This window comes from Apolloniradiicaulis salifontis, from assembly GCF_053756655.1.
The window spans coordinates 2817025-2833855 of the sequence record NZ_CM132387.1; the positions used below are offsets into that span (position 1 = coordinate 2817025).

Sequence of the window (16831 nt, forward strand, 5' to 3'; positions counted from 1 at the left end):
CGCCGGCGGGGCTTTAGGTCGGTTCAGTCAGGAAACATTCAGCCGTTCAGGGCGGTTTCCGCGCGCACGATGGCGGCGGCGGCGTTGACCACCGAAGCGATGCGCACCGCGGCCTGGACCTGCTCGGAGGACAGCCCGCCCTTGCGCAGCTCGGCCTCGTGGGCGTCGATGCACATGCCGCAGCCATTGATGGCGGAAACGGCGAGCGACCAGAGCTCGAAATCAACCTTGTCGACGCCCGGATTGGCGATGATGTTCATCCGCAGCTTGGCCGGAAGGGTCTTGTAATCGCTGGCTTTGGCCAGGTGCACGAAGCGGTAGTACACATTGTTCATGCCCATGATCGAGGCGGCCGCCTTGGCGCCGGCGATCGCTTCGGCGGACAATTTGTCCTCGACCTCGGCCATCAGGTCGGCGAGCACTTCGCGATCGCCGATCGCATAGGCCGACGCCAGAAAGCAGCCGTATTTTTTTTGGTCGTCCAGCACGGTTTCGCGCGCCAGCGAGGACAGGTTCAGCTTGATGTCCTTGGCGTGGTCGGGAATGCGATTCTTCAGCGCTTCGAGGCTCATCAGACGTCTCCTTGGCATGTCGGAAGAGTGTTTGGACCAGCCATCCACGTGCCGCCGGACAGTTGGGACAGACGGCGGCGGTCGGAGGGGGAGGCTGAACGGCCGGTCCAGCGCTCGCCTCGCATACCTGACGGCGCGAGGCGAAGGCGGGACGGGCCGCGTCAGGCGGCCCGGCGCGAAACGCCGGGCCGCCCGTCGCGGATCAGGCTTAGGCCGCGAGCGTGTCGCCGCCCACCGCGCGGTTGCACGGGCACAGCTCGTCGGTCTGCAGCGCGTCGAGAACGCGCAGCGTGTCTTCCGGATTCCGGCCGACATTGAGATTGTTCGCATAGAGGTGCTGGATCTCGCCGTGGGGATCCACAACGAAGGTGTAGCGATAGGCCACGCCTTCAGGCGAGCGCACGCCCAGCGCGTCCACCAGCGAACCGGTGGGATCGGCGAACTGCCACTGGTTCAGCTTGTTGAGGTCCGGGTGCTCGCGGCGCCAGGCCAGCTTGCAGAACTCGTTGTCGGTGGAGCCGGTCATCACGACCGCGTCGCGGTCGGCGAACTCGTCGTTCAGCTTGGCGAAGGCGGTGATTTCGGTCGGGCACACGAAGGTGAAATCCTTCGGGTAGAAGACGATGACCTTCCACTTGCCTTCAAACGACTTGTCGGTGATCGGCTCGAACGCGGATTCGCCGTTTTCTTCGTGATTGTTAAAGCCCGGCTTCACGCCGACGACTTCAAATTCGGGAAGCTTGTCGCCAATACCCAGCATGTTTCATCTCCTGTCTTCTGAACCGTGTGATGCGCCTTAGGGCGGCGCTTTGTGGTGGTTCGACAACGCCTGACTCCGGCGTCCCGTTCACCATCGACGCCGTATATGCCGGTCTTCGAACCATAAAGCTAATGGATTGTTTCTTGGTGACGTATCGGATATCTCTATACCTATGTCCAATATCCTCCCGACGCTCCGGCAATTGAAATTCCTCCAGACCCTGGCCGATCACGGCTCCTTCTCCCGCGCCGCCGAGGCGGCGTTCGTGACCCAGCCGACCTTGTCGGCGGGAATCAAGGAGTTGGAGGGGATACTGGGCGCGACCCTTGTGGAGCGCGGCGCCCGCGGCGCCACGCTCACCCCCGCCGGCGAGGCGGCGGTGGAGCGCGCCCGCATCGTTCTGACCGAGGCCGAAGATCTGGTCCACGCAGCGCGCGCCGCCGGCGAGCCGCTGGCCGGGCCGTTCCGGCTGGGGGTGATTCCCACCATCGCGCCCTTCCTGCTGCCAAGAATTCTGCCGGCCCTGCGCACCGACCTGCCCCGGCTCGAGCTGTTCCTGCGCGAGGACCTCACCCACCGCCTGGTGGAGGCGTTGAAAGAGCGCCGCCTCGACGCCGCACTGATCGCCCTGCCCTATGACGTGGCCGGGATCGAGACCGAAAGCATTATCGAGGACGAGTTTCTGTTCGCCTGCGCGCCCGAGCATCGCCTCGCCAGTGTGGACCCGATGACCCCCGAAGCGCTGGCCGGCGAGTCGTTGCTGCTACTGGAAGACGGCCATTGCCTGCGCGATCACGCCATCGCGGTTTGCTCGGCGAGCCGGGCCGATGAAAACGCCGCGCGCTCCGACTTCGCCGCCACCAGCCTTCACACCCTGGTGCAGATGGTGAAATCCGGCCTTGGCGCGACGCTCCTGCCACGCCTCGCCGTGGACGCAGGGCTCGCCGACCGGCTGGATCTGACGATCCGACCGTTCACGCCGCCCGTGGCCGGGCGCGCCATCGGCATGGCCTGGCGCAAGGGCGGCGCCCGCGGCGACGAGGCAAAAGCGCTCGCGCAGAAGGTCCGCGCGGCGCTGCGCGATTAGAGCGGCAAAGATTGACCTTGGCGCGCGCTTCGGTTTGATCACGGCGAACAGTCAAGCAGGACGGACAAGAGCAATCATGACCAAGCGCGACCTTGTGGTCATCGCCGCCATCGCCGGCGCCCAGGGGGTGAAGGGCGAGGCCCGCCTCAAAGTCTTCGGCGATCCGGACGCCGTGTGCAGCTATGGCCCGTTTCTCGACGAGACCGGCGCGGTCTTGTTCACGCCGGTGAGCGCGCGTCCCGGCGCCAAAGGGTTCACCGTCGCCCGCTTCAAGGAGCGCCTCACCCGGGAACAGCTCATCGCGCTGAAGAGCACCAAGCTCTACGTGCCGCGCGACGCGCTGCCGGCGCTGGAGGAGGACGAGTTCTACTACGCCGATCTGATCGGCCTGCCGGTGGAGACCCTCCAGGGCGAGCCGCTGGGCAAGGTGAAGTCCGTGCAGGATTACGGCGCCGGCGACATATTGGAGGTGGCCAGCCTTGAAGGGACTTTGCTGATCCCGTTTACACGCGAAGCCGTCCCCCATGTGGACCTGAAAGCCGGCAAGCTCATCGCCGACCCTCCGCAAGTGGACGAGGAAGAAGGCGGCGACGGCGCGCCGGGCCGGTAGAAGGTGGGCCGCAGCGCCCGCTAGACCCGCTTCAGCGCTTCTTCCACCACGCGCGCCGCAGTGATGCCGAAATGCTCGTAAAGCGCTTCGGCCGGGGCGCTGGCGCCGAAGCCGGTCATGCCGACAAAGCCGCCCTCGCGCCCGATCACCGCGTCCCAGCCCCAGCGCAGCGCCGCTTCCACGACCACGCACGGCAGGCCGCCCGGGACCACTTGCTCGATATAGGCCGGATCCTGGGCCAGGAAGGTCTCCACGCTGGGGGCCGAGACCACGCGGGCGGGCACGCCCCTGGCGGCCAGCGCCTCGGCCGCCTCAACAGCAAGGTGAAGCTCTGTCCCGGTGCCGATCAGGGTGACTTTCGCGCCCTCGGCCTCGCGCAGCACATAGGCGCCGCGCTTTGACAGGTTCGCGGCGCCGTCATCGGTGCGCAGGTGCGGGACTTTCTGGCGCGACAGAACCAGCGCCGTGGGACCGTCCGTGCGCTCCAGCGCGGCGATCCAGGCTTCGGCCGTCTCCACTGCATCACCGGGACGATAGACGGCGAGATTGGGGATCGAGCGCAGGGCGCTGAGATGCTCCACCGGCTGGTGGGTGGGTCCGTCCTCGCCAAGCCCGATGGAGTCGTGCGTGAAGACATAGATCACCGGCTGGTTCATCAGCGCCGACAGGCGCACCGCCGGGCGGCAATAGTCGGAGAACACCAGGAAGGTGCCCGAATAGGGCCGCAGCCCGCCATGGAGCGCCATGCCGTTCATGGCCGCGGCCATACCGTGCTCGCGCACGCCCCAGTGCACATACTGCCCGTCATAGGCGTCGCGGCTGACGCTTTTGTGGCCCTTGGCGCGGGTGTTGACCGAGCCGGTCAGATCCGCCGAACCGCCGATCAGGCCCGGATAGGCTTGCCAGAAGCTCTCGATCGCGGCGCCGGACGCGGCGCGCGTCGCCATGGCCGGCGCGTCGGCGAGCATCCGCTTGGCATGGCCCTTCAGAGCCTCGATGGCGGCGTGGGGCGGCTCGCCGGAAATCTGGGCGATGAAGTCTTCCAGATGGGGGCTGTCCTTCAGGCGCTGCTCCCAGAGATCGCGCGCTTCGGCGCCACAGACCGTGACCGCGCGCCAGCCCTCATAGACTGCGTCAGGAATCTCGAACGGGCCGTAAGTCCAGCCCAGCGCTTTTCGCGCGCCCTCGACCTCGGCGGCTCCCAGCGCTGCGCCGTGGGAGCCGGCGGTGCCCGCCTTTGTGGGCGCGCCGAACCCGATCTGGGTGCGGCAGGCGATGAGCACCGGCCTGTCGCTCTTGCGCGCCTTGGTCAGCGCTTCGTCGACGGCCACCGGGTCGTGACCGTCCACCTTGATCGTGCTCCAGCCGCAGGCCTCAAAGCGGGCGCAATGGTCCACCGTGTCGGAGAGATTCGTCGCGCCGTCGATGGAGATCTCGTTATCGTCCCAAAGCACCACCAGCCGGTTAAGGTTCAGGTGACCGGCGATGGAGATCGCCTCCTCGCTGATCCCCTCCTGCAAATCCCCGTCGGAAGCGATGACGAAGGTGTGGTGATCCACAAGATCATCGCCGAAGCGCGCATTCATCATCCGCTCGGCCAGCGCCATGCCTACGGCGGTGGAAATGCCCTGGCCCAGCGGGCCGGTGGTGGTCTCCACGCCGGGGCAGAGGCCGAACTCGGGGTGGCCGGCGGTCCTGGAGCCGAGCTGACGGAAATTCTTCAGCTCGTCCATCGTCACGCCCTCCACCCCGATCAGGTGCAGGATGGAATAGACCAGCATGGAGCCGTGACCGGCCGAAAGCACGAAGCGGTCCCGGTCGGGCCATTCGGGATCAGCCGGATCGAATTTCATGTGCCGCGTCCAGAGCACCGTCGCCGCGTCGGCCATGCCCATGGGCATTCCGGGATGTCCGGACCCGGCTTTCTCCACCGCGTCCATGGACAGGGCGCGCACGGCGCCGGCGAGGGGTTTGATCGCTTTGGGATCGAGCGTCTGGGACATGGGAAGCGGCCTCGTGGGAGTGGATCGGCGCAGTCAGGCGTGCGGTCAGGCGTACAGGGATTCGCTTGCCTCGGCGCGAATCGAACGGGACCCGCCAGGACCGGCCCGAGCGCCATAGCGCCTAACTGGCCTTAAAGCGCGCCGCGATCAAGGCGGCGCTGCGCTGCTTTTCGCACGTGCGGCGTGCCGGTCTTGATCACAATGCGCTGAACGGTGAGGTTAAGCCTGACCTCGCCCACAGCCCGGATCCGTTGATGACACCGCTGAAGTCGGAATACCGCCTCGCTCTGGAGGCCGGCGCCCAGGCGCTCGAAGCAGCGCTATACGGCCTCGACGCCGAAGGTGCGCTGAAGCGGGCGCTCACCGGCATCTATCCCGGCGAGATTTGCGCGGTCAGCAGTTTCGGCGCGGAAAGCGCTGTGATTCTGCATCTCATCTCGAAAACGGCGCCGGACACGCCGGTCCTGTTTCTTGAGACCGGCAAGCTGTTTGACGAAACCCTGGCCTATCGCGACACGCTGGCGGGCCGGCTGGGGCTGACGAACATCGTCACGCTCACGCCTGACCCCCACCATCTGGCCGCCGACGATCCGGACGGGACGCTCCACCAGCGCAATACCGATATGTGCTGCCATATCCGCAAGACCCTGCCGCTGATCAAGGCGCTTCGGCCTTACAAGGTCTGGATTTCGGGGCGCAAGCGCCACCATGGCGGGACACGCGCCGCCCTGCCACGGGTGGAGGTTCAGGACGGCAAGATGAAGCTCAACCCGCTTTATGACTGGCCGCGCGAAGACATCGAGGCGTATTTCAAGCGTCACGACCTGCCTGCCCATCCGCTGGTGGCGCAGGGCTATCCCTCCATCGGCTGCGTGCCGTGCACCGCCAAGGTCGTCGACCCGGACGCCGATCCGCGCGCCGGGCGCTGGGCCGATGAAGACAAGACCGAATGCGGGATTCACATCGCCGAAGACGGCTCGATCACCAGAGGCTGACGGTCGCCACAGAGCCAGGCGGGCGGACGCTCAAGGTGTCACCCCGATGCGTCCGGCGATGTCCCTGGCCGGCGCGTCCAGTGAACCAGAGTCGCCGGCGAGCAAGGCGCGCGCAAGATCCTTGCCCAGCTCCACCCCGTACTGGTCATAGGCGTTCACGCCGTAGAGCACCGACTCCACGAACACCTTGTGCTCGTAAAGCGCGATCAGACCGCCCAGGCTGTACGGATCGAGCCTTGGCAGGATCAGCGTCTGGCTGGCGCGACCGCCGGGAATCGCCTTGTGGGCGGCCATGTCGCCATCGCCCGTGCGCCCTTGCGTCAGCGCAGCGCCCTGGGCGGCGAGATTGGCGTTGAGCGCGCGGGCGCGCTCGTCGCGGGTGAATTCAGGATCGGCGACGGCGATGAAATCCACCGGCGACTCGTCCTGGCCCTGGTGCAGCCATTGAAAGACCGAGTGCTGCAGATCCGAGCCGCGCCCGCCCCAGACCAGCGCACCGCTATGGCCGTAAGGCTGTACGGTCCCGTCGGCGCGCACCGATTTGCCCAGCGATTCCATCTCCAGCTGCTGAAGATAGGCGGGCAGACGCTCAAGCCGTGACGAATAGGCCGCAACGCAGCGCGAAGGCAGGCCGCGCCCGGCCCGGTTCCACACATCGGCCAGCCCCTTGGCCAGCACCATATTGATGTCGGGCGCGGCGCTTACGGCATGGTCGTCCATGGCCTTGGCGCCGGCGAGCAGCTGGTCAAATCCGTCCGGCCCGTACGCCAGCTCCAGGCTGAGCCCCGCCGGCGACCACAGCGAATAGCGTCCGCCCACCCCGTCCTCGAACGGGAAGATGCGCGCCTCGTCCAGACCAAATTGCTTGGCCTTGTCCGGCGCGGCAGTGGCGGCGGCGAAGCGCGCGTCCGCGCCGGCCTCGCCCAGGGCCGCCGCGAGCCAGGCGCGGGCGGCGCGCGCATTCATCAGGGTCTCCTGGGTGGTGAAGCTCTTCGACACCACAAGAATCAGCGTTGTCCGGGGATCCGCGCCCTCCAGCGCGTCGTCAAGATCGGCCGGATCCAGATTGGAGACAAAGCGCGCCTCCATGCCGGGACGGCGGAACGCCTTGAGCGCGTCATAGACCATGCGCGGGCCGAGATCGGAGCCGCCGATTCCGATATTGACGATGCGCCGGACCGGGTGACCGTCCAACACGTCGTCGCGGTCCAGGGTTTGCGAGAAAGCGCGGGTGCGGGCCCGGGCGGCCGTCAGACGATCGGTGAGCGCGGTGTCGGCCAGAAGCCCCGGATTGCGGCAGGCCGGGTGCAGCACCGCGCGGCCTTCGGTTGGGTTGGCGATGTCGCCGGCGTAGAGCGCGCGCAGGCGGTCGATGACATGATGACTCGCGGCCAGCTCCTGCAGCGCGGCCCAGGCCTTCAGGTCCAGGCGTTGGCGGCGTAGATCGAGGGTGAGCCCCCCGGCGGCGAACTGCAGCGCGGCGCCGCGTCCGGGCTCGGCGAAAAGAGCGTTCATGTCGGCGGCGCGCAAGCGCTCGGCGTCGGACTTCAGGGCTTCAGGCGTCATCGCCGGACTCGCTTTCTTGAGGTTTCACCGCCGCCCAGATGAGCACGGTCAGGCCGCCCTCGATACCCTCCGGCTCCAGCGCCTGCAGGACCTCAAGCTCCAGACCCGCCCGCTCCACCCAGCTTGTCACCTGGGCGGGCGAAAATCCCAGATGGCGGTGATGATGTTCGGCGTGCAGGGCGTGATGGCGATGCTCAGCGAAATCCACCACCAGAAGCAGCCCGCCCGGCGCCAGAACGCGGGCGCATTCGCTCAAGCTGGCGGACGGGTCTTCAAGGTAATGCAACACCTGGTGCAGGGTGATCAGATCGGCCGAGCCGTCCTCCACTGGAATGGCGGTGGCGTCGGCCTGGCGCACGAAACGACTGGCGAGCCCGGCTTCGGACAGCTTTGCGCGGGCCACATGGAGCATCTCCACCGACAGATCGACGCCCATCCCGTCCGCGGCGATGGTGCTGAACAGCTCCAGCATCCGCCCCGTTCCGGTGCCCACGTCCACATGCTGAGCGAATCGCCGCTCGCCGGCGATGGCGATCAACGCCGCCTCCACCGCCGCTTCAGAGAAGTGCAGCGAGCGGATATGAGCCCATTGCTGGGCGGCGGCCTCAAAGAAGCGCTCCGCGCTTTTGGAGCGCAGGCGCTTGATCTCGGCCAGACGCTGGCGATCACGCTGGACCTGGGGATGGCTGGTGTCGGTGAATTGCTCGATCACCGCGGCCAGGCGAGAGACCGCGCCGGTGCGCACCAGGCGGTAAAATACCCAGCCGCCCTCGGGAAAGCGCTCGCACAGGCCTGCATCGGCCAGCAGTTTCAGATGGCGCGACACGCGCGGCTGGCTCTGCCCCAGCACCTGCATGATTTCGCTCACCGTCATCTCGCCGTTCGCCAGGAGCGATACGATGCGCAAGCGAGTCGGCTCGGCCAGCGCCTTCAGCTTGCCGAGCAATTCATCCTGCATGTGCGAACTCCGAACCCATCATCTATGGGTTAGCCGTGTGCGCGCTAAAAGTCACTCTCGGGCCGGTGTTATCCTTTGGTGATCAGGCCCAGCTCGCCCAGCACGGCGGGAATTTTCTTCTTAACCTTGAAGAAGCCGCGGTCGGCGTGGGGGTGAAACGCCCGGTCCCAGTCGCGGCGCAGACCCACCAGCGTGATCCCTTGCGATTCAAGACGCGGCTGAAGCGCGGCCAGGCGTTCGGCCTGCGGACCCGTATGGGGGCGCTGGGTAACGATCTGGCGCGCCCCGGCGGCGCGGGCCTGCTCGATGAGATCGTCAAGCTCGGTGAAGGCGGTGAAATCCGCCTGGAAATGCTCCGCCGCGCGCGTCCCGGCATCCTGCAGAGCGGCTTTGGTGAAATCGCGGGCGCACTCGCCGGAGTCCAGCGGGCTGCGCTGCTCGATTGCGTCAAGGCTCGCAATTGCGCGCACATCCAGCCCGTCGATACCCCAGCTCTCAGCACACCCGTCCTCGTCATGGACCAGGATCAGCGCCGGCGCGTCCGGGTCCGGCCGGTCGCCGGGTTTCAGCGAAACCGGGTCTGGATGGCCGGGATCGTCAGCCAGGGGCGGCGCGTTCGAGGCCAGGTCATAGCCCTGCATCGAGAAGCGGCCGTCGGTGTATTTATTGATATTGGAGGCGCGCGCCAGATAGGTCTTGCCCGGCGTCTGCAGCCCGCACACCCAGCGCCAGCCCAGCGTGTTGGAGGCTGCGTCCCCGTCCATCAGATGGCGATAGAAGACATCCGCGCCCAGCGCCCAGGGCAGGTTCAGCGTGTAGACCCAGATCGAGGCGAACCACATGCGGGCGTGATTATGCAGATAGCCGTGCTCTATGAGCTCAACCGCCCAGGCGTCAAAGCATGAGATACCGGTGCGCCCGGAGACCGCGTCCTCATAGCGGCTGCGCAGCGCGCCGTCCTTTTCCAGGGCGGCGAGATCGTGCGTCACCTGGTTGCGATAGGCGTCCCAAACCGACGGGCGCAGCTCCAGCCAGCCCTTCCAGTAGGTCCGCCAGCACGCCTCCTGGATGAATTTCTCCGCCGCGTCGAGCCCGTGACGGTCCAGCGCGGCGGCCACCAGCTCGCGTTCGGACACCAGCCGATGGCGCACATGGGGGCTCAAGCCGGAGACATTGGAGCGGTCATCCGGCCCGAAATCGAAATTGCGCTTGGCGGCGTAATGGCGCGCCATGGCCGAGGTGAAGGCCTTGAGCCGTTCAAGGCCGGCCTGGCGGCTTGGCTCGGGCAGGGCGCGCTGCGCCGGGTCTGCAAACAAATCGCTCTGATCCATGCCTGGGAAGAATAGGCCGGCTTTAAGTCTCGGCCACCCCGCCCAGTGTAAACAGGATGATCTCGAACTTCACCGAATTGGACGGACCCAGATTGCCGACGCCCACATTGATGTTCTCACGCTCCCAGTACACCCTTAGCTGCGTGCAGTCATCGCGGTACATGAAGCCGGCGGACTGAGCCCGGTCCTCGTCCAGAGTGAGGTCATAGGTGCCGTCATAAAAAGCCGTGATTTCTCGCGTCAGGTCCAATCGCGTTTGCCATTCAAGCTCTTGGGTCTGAATGGGAGACGCTTCATCTGAAAGCTGCAGATAGTTTACTTCGGCCTCGACCCGCCACACCTCGAAGCCGACCTCCCCCTCGATCCGGTTGATGTCGAAATCGACGGAGTCCAGACGCGTGCCCACGCCGGCTTCGAACCAGCCGATATTAAACTCCACGTCAGCAACCCAATCGGACTCGTCTTCAAAGACTCCGCTAGCCGGACCGAACCGCTCGTCACCGCCTGCGAGTCTATAGCTGCGGCCGACAAACACATCCAGGCCGTAAACGTCTCGCCGGTCGTCAAACTCGACCTCAAAGCCGGCGTCCACCCGGACGCCGTCCTCGAACACATCAAACCCCGGTGCGCGCACCGGATTGAACAAGAAGCCTCGAGAAAAATCGAAGCTTACTGCGTCCTGCAACAGCGGCAGCTCCTCAGGGTCGCCGCCATTGCTGGCGATGAGCGCGCTGCGCGGCGAGACGATGACGTCAAAACGTTCGCCCGGACGTACGAAGGGATAGGACACGTCCACCCCCGCGGCGCCGCGCACGCGCGTGAAATTGCGCGTTTCATCCGGCGCACCCGGGACGGCGCGGTTCTCGCGGAACGCGTCGGCGCGCCCGGTCGCAAAAGGCTCGATCCGCACGCCGCCCGGCGCAATGATCGGCCGCGACCAGTCCGCGCCGACGCTCACCCTTGTATAATCGTCGCCAAGATCCCGGCGCAAATTCACAGAATTGGCGAAGACGTCGAAATCGCCAAGCTGGAATGGTAATTCACCGTCCGCCGCGAAGCGCCAGTACGGCGCCATGTAGGGCAGTCGGTCATCGTTGAAGCCGTCGAAGAGCGAGTCGAAAGCGGCCACAGAGACGTCTGTGTAATAAAAATCGCCCTTGCCAGCCACGAATAGCTGGCTGATCAGCTGGCGCGTGCCCTCAAACTCGAACAACCCTGAACTCTCATCGGGTTCTTCACTGTAATCGTACCGGCGCAGATAGAGATCCTCGCTGGCCGCCTGCAGGCCGAAGCCCCAGCGCCATTCGGGGGACATGGCGAACAATCCCTCCGCGAAGATGTGGCCGCGCAACTGTTCCGGTCCGAAAAATCCGTCCTGATCAAATTCCTGCTCGTAGGTGAGGCTGGTCTCTATATCGACCATGCCGGAGTAGAAACGCTTGCGGTAGTCCAGCTCCAGAAGCGGCGCCACCTCGCTCATAACCCGCGGCGCCACCACCAGGTCCTGGGACGGGCTGATCGCGAACAGATAGGGCTGCTGATAGCTCAGGCCGAGCCGATTGGAGATGTCCACGCTGGGCAGGAGAAAGCCCGACTTGCGCTCGGCGCTGGGGTCGGCGTGGGCGAAGACCGGCGAATAGATCACCGGAACGCCGGCCACTTCCAGCCGGACGTCGCGGTAATAGATCATGTCGTCGTCCAGATCGCGGACCACCCGGTCGGCGCGCAGCCGCCAGGTCGGTGCGCCGCCGTCCTCGCAAAGCTCGCAAGCGGTGTAATAGGCGTCGGCCATCTCCACCGATCCGTCCGGGCGGCGCAGGGCCGACGCCGCTGCAGCGCGTCCATTGTTTTCCAGCAGCGTGGCGAAGCCGTAGGCGACCCCCTCGCTCATGGCGTCGTCGAGCACCACCTCGTCAGCGAACTGGGCCGGCTGATCGCCCTCGTAGATCCGCACATCACCGCGCGCGGTCACGCGTCCGGTCGCAGTGTTGTAGATGATCTCATCGGCCTGGATGATCCGCACGCCCGAGACCATGCGCACCGAGCCGCGGGCGATATAAACGCCCTCGCCATTGCGCTGCTCGAGCACGTCGGCCTCCAGATAGACCTGGTCGGCCTGCCCTGTCGCTGTGGAATTCGCGCCGGAGAACGAAGCCTGAGCAAGCGCGAGAGGGCTTGCCGCCGCCATCAGCGCCGCCGCCAGAACCGCGCAGCGGGCTCCGCCCGCAATCAATGCTCTCACGCCGACCCTCCGCTGGTTCGCGCCCCCCGGTGTCGCGCCCCCGGTTGAGTCCGGTTTAACCCCTCGCTCACCATGCGTCCATCGGCCCCGCGCCGTACTGCGCCGCCGGATGGCGAACGCAGCACGAACACGTGAAGCCTTTGGCTGGTGAGCGCTAGAAACGGAAGCTCAGCGACACGCTGGCCTGCTCGTAATTGGCTTCGACCTGACCGGTGTCGATCGTGTACCGGCCCTGCAGGATCAGGTTCGGCGCCAGCTCGTACCCCCCGCCAAGGCTGAGCGACACCCACTCCTCCGACGGCGCCACGCCTGTCACGGAGAAGATGGCGCCGGGCTGGGCCACAAGGCTCGCCGTGACGGTCTGGGCGGCGTCTCCGTCGATGAGCGCCATTCTGAGAGCTTCTGTGGTGAGAAACGCCTTCTCACCCAGTTCAAACCACGCCGACAGACCCAGGCTGGACGTGGTCTGGTCAAAGGTGCGATCAGCGATCACCGCCCCGAACCCCCCGGCGCCGGTCTCGGTGTAGCCGTCGATCTCGATATCGGCGTAACGCAGGCGCGCCACCGGGCCGATCGAGCCGCGCTCACCCATGGCGAAGCCCAGACCGGCCTCCAGTCCGGCGAAGGTCTGGCTGCCGTCGGTATCGCCCGACGCGGTTCCAAGACCCGCGCCGGTGAACACCGGGCGCTCCATCTCGAACCCGTGCCGGAAGTGACCGGCCTGGGCGCTGGCGTAGAACACGCCCTTGGCGTAGCCGACATAGCCGGACACGCCGAGGCTGTCGCCGTCGAACCGGTGCAGGTCGTCATCGCCGTTGAACCAGCCGCCGGTCACCGCCGCGCCGGCGACAAGGGCGTCGCTCAGGCGGGCCTCGACGCCGCCGCTGACGAGCGCGGTCTGCACGTCGCCCGAAACAGCCGGGTCCACATCATCGGCGAACACGACATCGCCGGAAATCCAGGCGTTCATGTTCGAAGGAAGGATCCGGTTCTCGCCCTCCGGCAGGCTCATGGACTGACCCGCGCTGGCCAGAAGGATCGGCGCGTCGTCCGTACGCATGGCGAGGCCGCCCGGAGAGGCGCCGCCGAGATTGCGCGCGGCGCGGGTTCGCTCGAACAGTGTCGCGGTCAGGCTGCGCGACGCGTTCAGGCCCAGCTGGTCGAGCACGAAGGTCTGGCGCGGCGACATGGAAGCCAGCGCCATCTCGAGACCGGACGCGCTGGACAATGCGTCGAGCGAAGACACGACAGTTCCAAACTCACCAGACGGAACGGTGTCCGGGCTGGTCGTGCGGTCAAGCGCGCCCGCCAGCGCCACGGCGTTTGCATCCCCGCCCGCGATCACATCGGCGTAATCAGCCGCGACGGCTTCGAAGGTCACCGCGTTCGCGCCATAGGTCACGTCGAACGACAAGGTAGCCGAGTACCGGGTCATTTCATTGGCGAACGCGCCGATTATTCCCGCGCCGGCGGTGATGCCGGTATAGGTCGCGCCCCGCGTGGCGATGGTGGGATCGGCGGTGACCATGAGAGTGCCGTCGAGCAGGGCCGCGCCGGAAATCGTCAGTCTGTCCATGGCGAACGGCGTGCCGCTGGGCGCCAGGACGTCAAGCTTGGTCACACCCTGGGCGCCCTGAATATAATTGCCGAGGATGAAGATCTCGCCGCCGGGCGTGATCGCGTTATTGCCGCCAAAGGCGTCCGGCGAGGAGAGCGGATCCACCAGGCCGCCGCGGTTCAGGAAGAGGTCGGTGGCGAAAACGCCGCTGCCGGTGACGATCCCCAGATCGTTGATCAGGAGCGGCGTAATGATCGCGGAGTCCGCGCGGACGTTCAGCGTGCCCAGAAGCACATTGACGCCGATCAGCGAGGTCAGCTCCGCGCCGTTCTCGATGGACAGGGTCGCGCCGCCGTTCATGAGCGTCACCTGATCCACCTCGACACCCGTAAAGGCGCCGCCGCCGGACAGGGTGGTCGTGCCGGCCTGTGTGAAGCTGACGTCGAAATACATGGCCGGGTTTTCAAACGCCGTGCCGGGGGTTCCGTCGGTGTTGTTCGGCACGAAGCCGGTGGAGCCCGGACCCTGCAGGACCGAGGATCGCGGCAGATTATTGCCGAAGCCCGGCGCGTCCTGGGTGGTCATGTCGCCGGCGGCGGCAGGGCCGGCCGACGCGACATCGGCCTTGCTCGCGACGCCCTGGCCCATGTCGTCGGACGCCGTGTAGTTCACCACGCCCACCTGCGCGCCGCCGGGGCGCGCGTCTGGCGAAGCAACGCCGGCGGACAAGCTTTCGCCGGACGCCGCCACGGGAACCGGAGCGCCATCGGTGCGCGGCGGCAGGAACGGCGTAGGCCTATCGTCATTGCCGGACACGTCATTGCCCAGCACGTCGCCGATCTTCGGGCTCGAGGCGTAGACGCCGTCTTCAGAGCCCTCGGGAAGGCCGTTCACGATCTCGCCGTCACCGTTGATGACATAGAAATTCGGATCAAGATCCTGGGTCCAGTGGGTGGGGTCGAACCAGTCCCCGTCGCCGCCCACTGTGGAGACATACTTGTAGGGCGTGTTGGCGCTGATGAACTCGAAGAACGGGAAGAGCGGGTTGTAGAAGCTGATATCGCCGTAAGCGCTGTTGATGCCGAAGAAGTCGTACCCGCCCGACAGAACGCCGAGAATGATCGGGAAATCGGTGAGCTGGTCGCCGATGAGCGGAGAGCCGGAATCCCCCGGCGCGGTGGCCACCTCGTTGGGCAGGGCGTCGCCGGTGAACCAGTCGATGGACTGCACCGCCGCAAGCGTCGGGCAGTTGATGTTGACGCCGGTGAAGGTGCACAGGCCTTCGTCAGCCCCCCGGTTCGGCCGGTCGAAATCGGTCCAGTACATGGTCTGGCTGACCTGACCCAGGGTCTGCGTCGAGGGCGCGAAGGCGGGGAAGACCCCGTCGATCAGATCACCCGGGGAGCCGATCATGCCAAGCTCGTTTTCGCCTTCCAGACGCCGGAAGACGGACGGGCCGCCCGATCCGCTGATCGCGCCGCTGGGAATGACGCCGAGCTGGCCTGTGCCCTTGCTGCCATAGCCCACCTGAATAACGTGAGTCAGCTCGGTCAGCGGCGAGAACAGCATGCCCATGGTGGGCACGCCGGTGATCGGCTCGTTCAGCGCGATCATCGCCACATCCGCCCAGGGGAAGGGCAGCGCGCCATTATCCAGATTGGCGCTGGGATGAATGATCACGTCGGTGGAGCTGGCGACGCCGCCCTGGCTGAAGGACGCGCCGGTGCCCAGATAGTTGAACAGGGAGGCCTGGGTGTCAGGTCCGAAGCCGATGAGCATGGTCAGCGGAGCCTGGCCGGGCAGGCCGTAGGCTTCCGACGAACTGTTGTTCAAACAGTGCGCCGCGGTAAGCACGGTGCGCGGATTGATCAGAGTCCCGGTGCAGTTCAGGAACACACCGCCGGTGGCGTTGTTCTGAAGGAAGATTTGCGTCACCGCGCCCCAGGTGTCGTCCGCATCCACCGAATTGTTCAGCGCCTCGGCGAAATTCGCGCCCAGATCGTCGCGCACGATAATGCGCGGCGTCATTGCGCCCACCGGCGAGCCCACATAGGGCCCGGTCTCCGCCTGCGACCCGGATTCGGGTCCCGCGAGGCCAGCTTCATCGGCCGCCGCCATCGGCGCCAGGGCCAGCACGAGGGCGCAGCCAGCCGCACCGGAAAGCCAGTGTTTGCGAAGATTGGTCATGTCATTTCCCCTGGAATTCGTGGCGGACGGCAGCTCGTCCGCGTTGGATTTTTCTGCGCGCAATAAGCGAATGCCGACAATATGTTGGCTGTAATCTTCAAGACCCGTCAAGCCAATTGCCGCCCGTCGCTAATTTTTTTCAATCCTGTGTAGCAAGGCCGCACACCTTCAGGCTCTCGGCCAGGTGGCTGCGGCGCGTGGTGGTGAACAGCGCACAGGACACGCCGTCACGCCGCAACGCCCGGGCGAGCCCCGCCGTCGGAGCGACCCGTCCCCGGCCTGGCGCGCCGATCAGGCGCCCCTTGAGCCCTCTTGCAGCCGCATAGACATCACTGAGCCGCCGTGGAGCGCGCAGAACCGGCGGCGCATCGCCGGCGGTTTCGATGGCGAATACGGCCTTGCCCGCCAGGTGCGCCCGATCGATCCTTGCGGTTTCTGCGTCGTCCAGAAACGGATGGACCGGGGCCATGATCGCTTGGAATCGCGGATCGGCGAGGACCGGGTCCAGTTCCGCCCCGCGCCCCGCCGCGCCCAGATGAGCGAACGCGCCCGCCCGGCGCAACGCGTCCAGCCGGTCCAGAAGCGCCGGCGTCAGCTCATGGGCGCCCGCCCCGTGCAGAAAAAGCATATCCACGCCCGCAACGCCCAGCCGATCGAGGCTCGCCAGAACGCTGGCCTCAACGGCGTCGGGGCTGAAATCGCGCCGCCGGCCGGAAAGGCCGGAGCTGAACAGTCCGGCTTTCGTGGTGATGAAAACGCGGTCACGCCCCAGGGCGGCGACCGCGGCGCCGAGGCGGCGTTCCGCCTCGCCGGCGCCATAGGCGGGCGCGGTGTCAAACACCCGAACGCCACCCTCAAACGCTTCCATGAGCAGGCGCAGCGTGTCACGGGCCGCCACCAGCGGAGATCCATGGGCGCCGGAAACCCCGAAACCCGCTTTGGAGGGCGGTTTAAACATGCCC

Annotated in this window: 12 protein-coding genes; 3 read left to right on the plus strand and 9 right to left on the minus strand. The window is 66.3% G+C overall.

Translation table 11 applies throughout. The features are described from left to right. Window positions 1–38: 38 nt before the first annotated feature. Window positions 39–572 (minus strand): alkylhydroperoxidase, AhpD family, encoded by a 534-nt coding sequence (gene ahpD / locus ACWCOP_RS13405; protein ID WP_478248792.1) that lies wholly within the window; start codon window positions 570–572, stop codon window positions 39–41. A 208-nt stretch (window positions 573–780) separates the two neighbouring features. After that, the gene (locus tag ACWCOP_RS13410; protein ID WP_478248793.1) at window positions 781–1332 is read right to left on the minus strand and encodes a peroxiredoxin; all 552 of its coding nucleotides are present in this window, start codon (window positions 1330–1332) and stop codon (window positions 781–783) included. A gap of 172 nt (window positions 1333–1504) precedes the next feature. Here ACWCOP_RS13410 and ACWCOP_RS13415 point away from each other — a divergent pair, with 172 nt between their 5' ends. Both ACWCOP_RS13415 and rimM read left to right on the plus strand, forming a co-directional pair. Next, the gene (locus tag ACWCOP_RS13415) at window positions 1505–2419 is read left to right on the plus strand and encodes a hydrogen peroxide-inducible genes activator (protein ID WP_478248794.1); all 915 of its coding nucleotides are present in this window, start codon (window positions 1505–1507) and stop codon (window positions 2417–2419) included. Between the two features lie 76 nt (window positions 2420–2495). Further along, window positions 2496–3029 (plus strand): ribosome maturation factor RimM, encoded by a 534-nt coding sequence (rimM, locus tag ACWCOP_RS13420; protein ID WP_478248795.1) that lies wholly within the window; start codon window positions 2496–2498, stop codon window positions 3027–3029. Window positions 3030–3049: 20 nt separating this feature from the next. Here the strand turns inward: rimM and tkt are convergent, their stop codons facing one another. Further along, window positions 3050–5032 (minus strand): transketolase, encoded by a 1983-nt coding sequence (tkt, locus tag ACWCOP_RS13425; RefSeq protein ID WP_478248796.1) that lies wholly within the window; start codon window positions 5030–5032, stop codon window positions 3050–3052. A 254-nt stretch (window positions 5033–5286) separates the two neighbouring features. On the opposite strand from tkt, the gene ACWCOP_RS13430 reads away from it, so the two are divergent. After that, window positions 5287–6027, plus strand: coding sequence for a phosphoadenylyl-sulfate reductase (locus tag ACWCOP_RS13430; RefSeq protein WP_478248797.1), 741 nt, complete (start codon window positions 5287–5289; stop codon window positions 6025–6027). A gap of 30 nt (window positions 6028–6057) precedes the next feature. On the opposite strand, the gene pgi is transcribed toward ACWCOP_RS13430, so the two are convergent. From pgi to ACWCOP_RS13460, 6 genes are all read right to left on the minus strand, one after another. Further along, entirely contained in the window at window positions 6058–7593 is a 1536-nt protein-coding gene (pgi, locus tag ACWCOP_RS13435; RefSeq protein WP_478248798.1) for a glucose-6-phosphate isomerase, read from the minus strand. Beyond that, complete coding sequence (locus ACWCOP_RS13440; protein WP_478248799.1) at window positions 7583–8551, minus strand: ArsR/SmtB family transcription factor; 969 nt, start codon at window positions 8549–8551, stop codon at window positions 7583–7585. The genes pgi and ACWCOP_RS13440 overlap by 11 nt, the downstream gene beginning before the upstream one ends. 68 nt (window positions 8552–8619) lie before the next feature. Continuing rightward, entirely contained in the window at window positions 8620–9882 is a 1263-nt protein-coding gene (locus ACWCOP_RS13445; RefSeq protein WP_478248800.1) for an FAD-binding domain-containing protein, read from the minus strand. Window positions 9883–9904: 22 nt separating this feature from the next. Further along, window positions 9905–12124: an LPS-assembly protein LptD gene (locus ACWCOP_RS13450; RefSeq protein WP_478248801.1), complete on the minus strand. Its 2220-nt coding sequence runs from the start codon at window positions 12122–12124 to the stop codon at window positions 9905–9907. Window positions 12125–12278: 154 nt separating this feature from the next. Beyond that, a complete protein-coding gene (locus ACWCOP_RS13455) occupies window positions 12279–15869 on the minus strand; it encodes an autotransporter domain-containing protein (protein ID WP_478248802.1) in 3591 nt (1196 codons plus the stop codon). 139 nt (window positions 15870–16008) lie between these two features. Next, entirely contained in the window at window positions 16009–16827 is an 819-nt protein-coding gene (locus tag ACWCOP_RS13460) for an aldo/keto reductase (RefSeq protein WP_478248803.1), read from the minus strand. Window positions 16828–16831: the final 4 nt, after the last annotated feature.

Bases quoted from the DNA above. Each gene is read 5' to 3' on its own strand.
- ACWCOP_RS13430 (WP_478248797.1), top strand. From the start codon at position 5,287: ATGACACCGCTGAAGTCGGAATACCGCCTCGCTCTGGAGGCCGGCGCC.
- ACWCOP_RS13445 (WP_478248800.1), bottom strand. From the start codon at position 9,882: ATGGATCAGAGCGATTTGTTTGCAGACCCGGCGCAGCGCGCCCTGCCC.
- ACWCOP_RS13440 (WP_478248799.1), bottom strand. From the start codon at position 8,551: ATGCAGGATGAATTGCTCGGCAAGCTGAAGGCGCTGGCCGAGCCGACT.
- ACWCOP_RS13455 (WP_478248802.1), bottom strand. From the start codon at position 15,869: ATGACCAATCTTCGCAAACACTGGCTTTCCGGTGCGGCTGGCTGCGCC.
- tkt (WP_478248796.1), bottom strand. From the start codon at position 5,032: ATGTCCCAGACGCTCGATCCCAAAGCGATCAAACCCCTCGCCGGCGCC.
- rimM (WP_478248795.1), top strand. From the start codon at position 2,496: ATGACCAAGCGCGACCTTGTGGTCATCGCCGCCATCGCCGGCGCCCAG.
- ACWCOP_RS13410 (WP_478248793.1), bottom strand. From the start codon at position 1,332: ATGCTGGGTATTGGCGACAAGCTTCCCGAATTTGAAGTCGTCGGCGTG.
- ahpD (WP_478248792.1), bottom strand. From the start codon at position 572: ATGAGCCTCGAAGCGCTGAAGAATCGCATTCCCGACCACGCCAAGGAC.
- ACWCOP_RS13415 (WP_478248794.1), top strand. From the start codon at position 1,505: ATGTCCAATATCCTCCCGACGCTCCGGCAATTGAAATTCCTCCAGACC.
- pgi (WP_478248798.1), bottom strand. From the start codon at position 7,593: ATGACGCCTGAAGCCCTGAAGTCCGACGCCGAGCGCTTGCGCGCCGCC.
- ACWCOP_RS13460 (WP_478248803.1), bottom strand. From the start codon at position 16,827: ATGTTTAAACCGCCCTCCAAAGCGGGTTTCGGGGTTTCCGGCGCCCAT.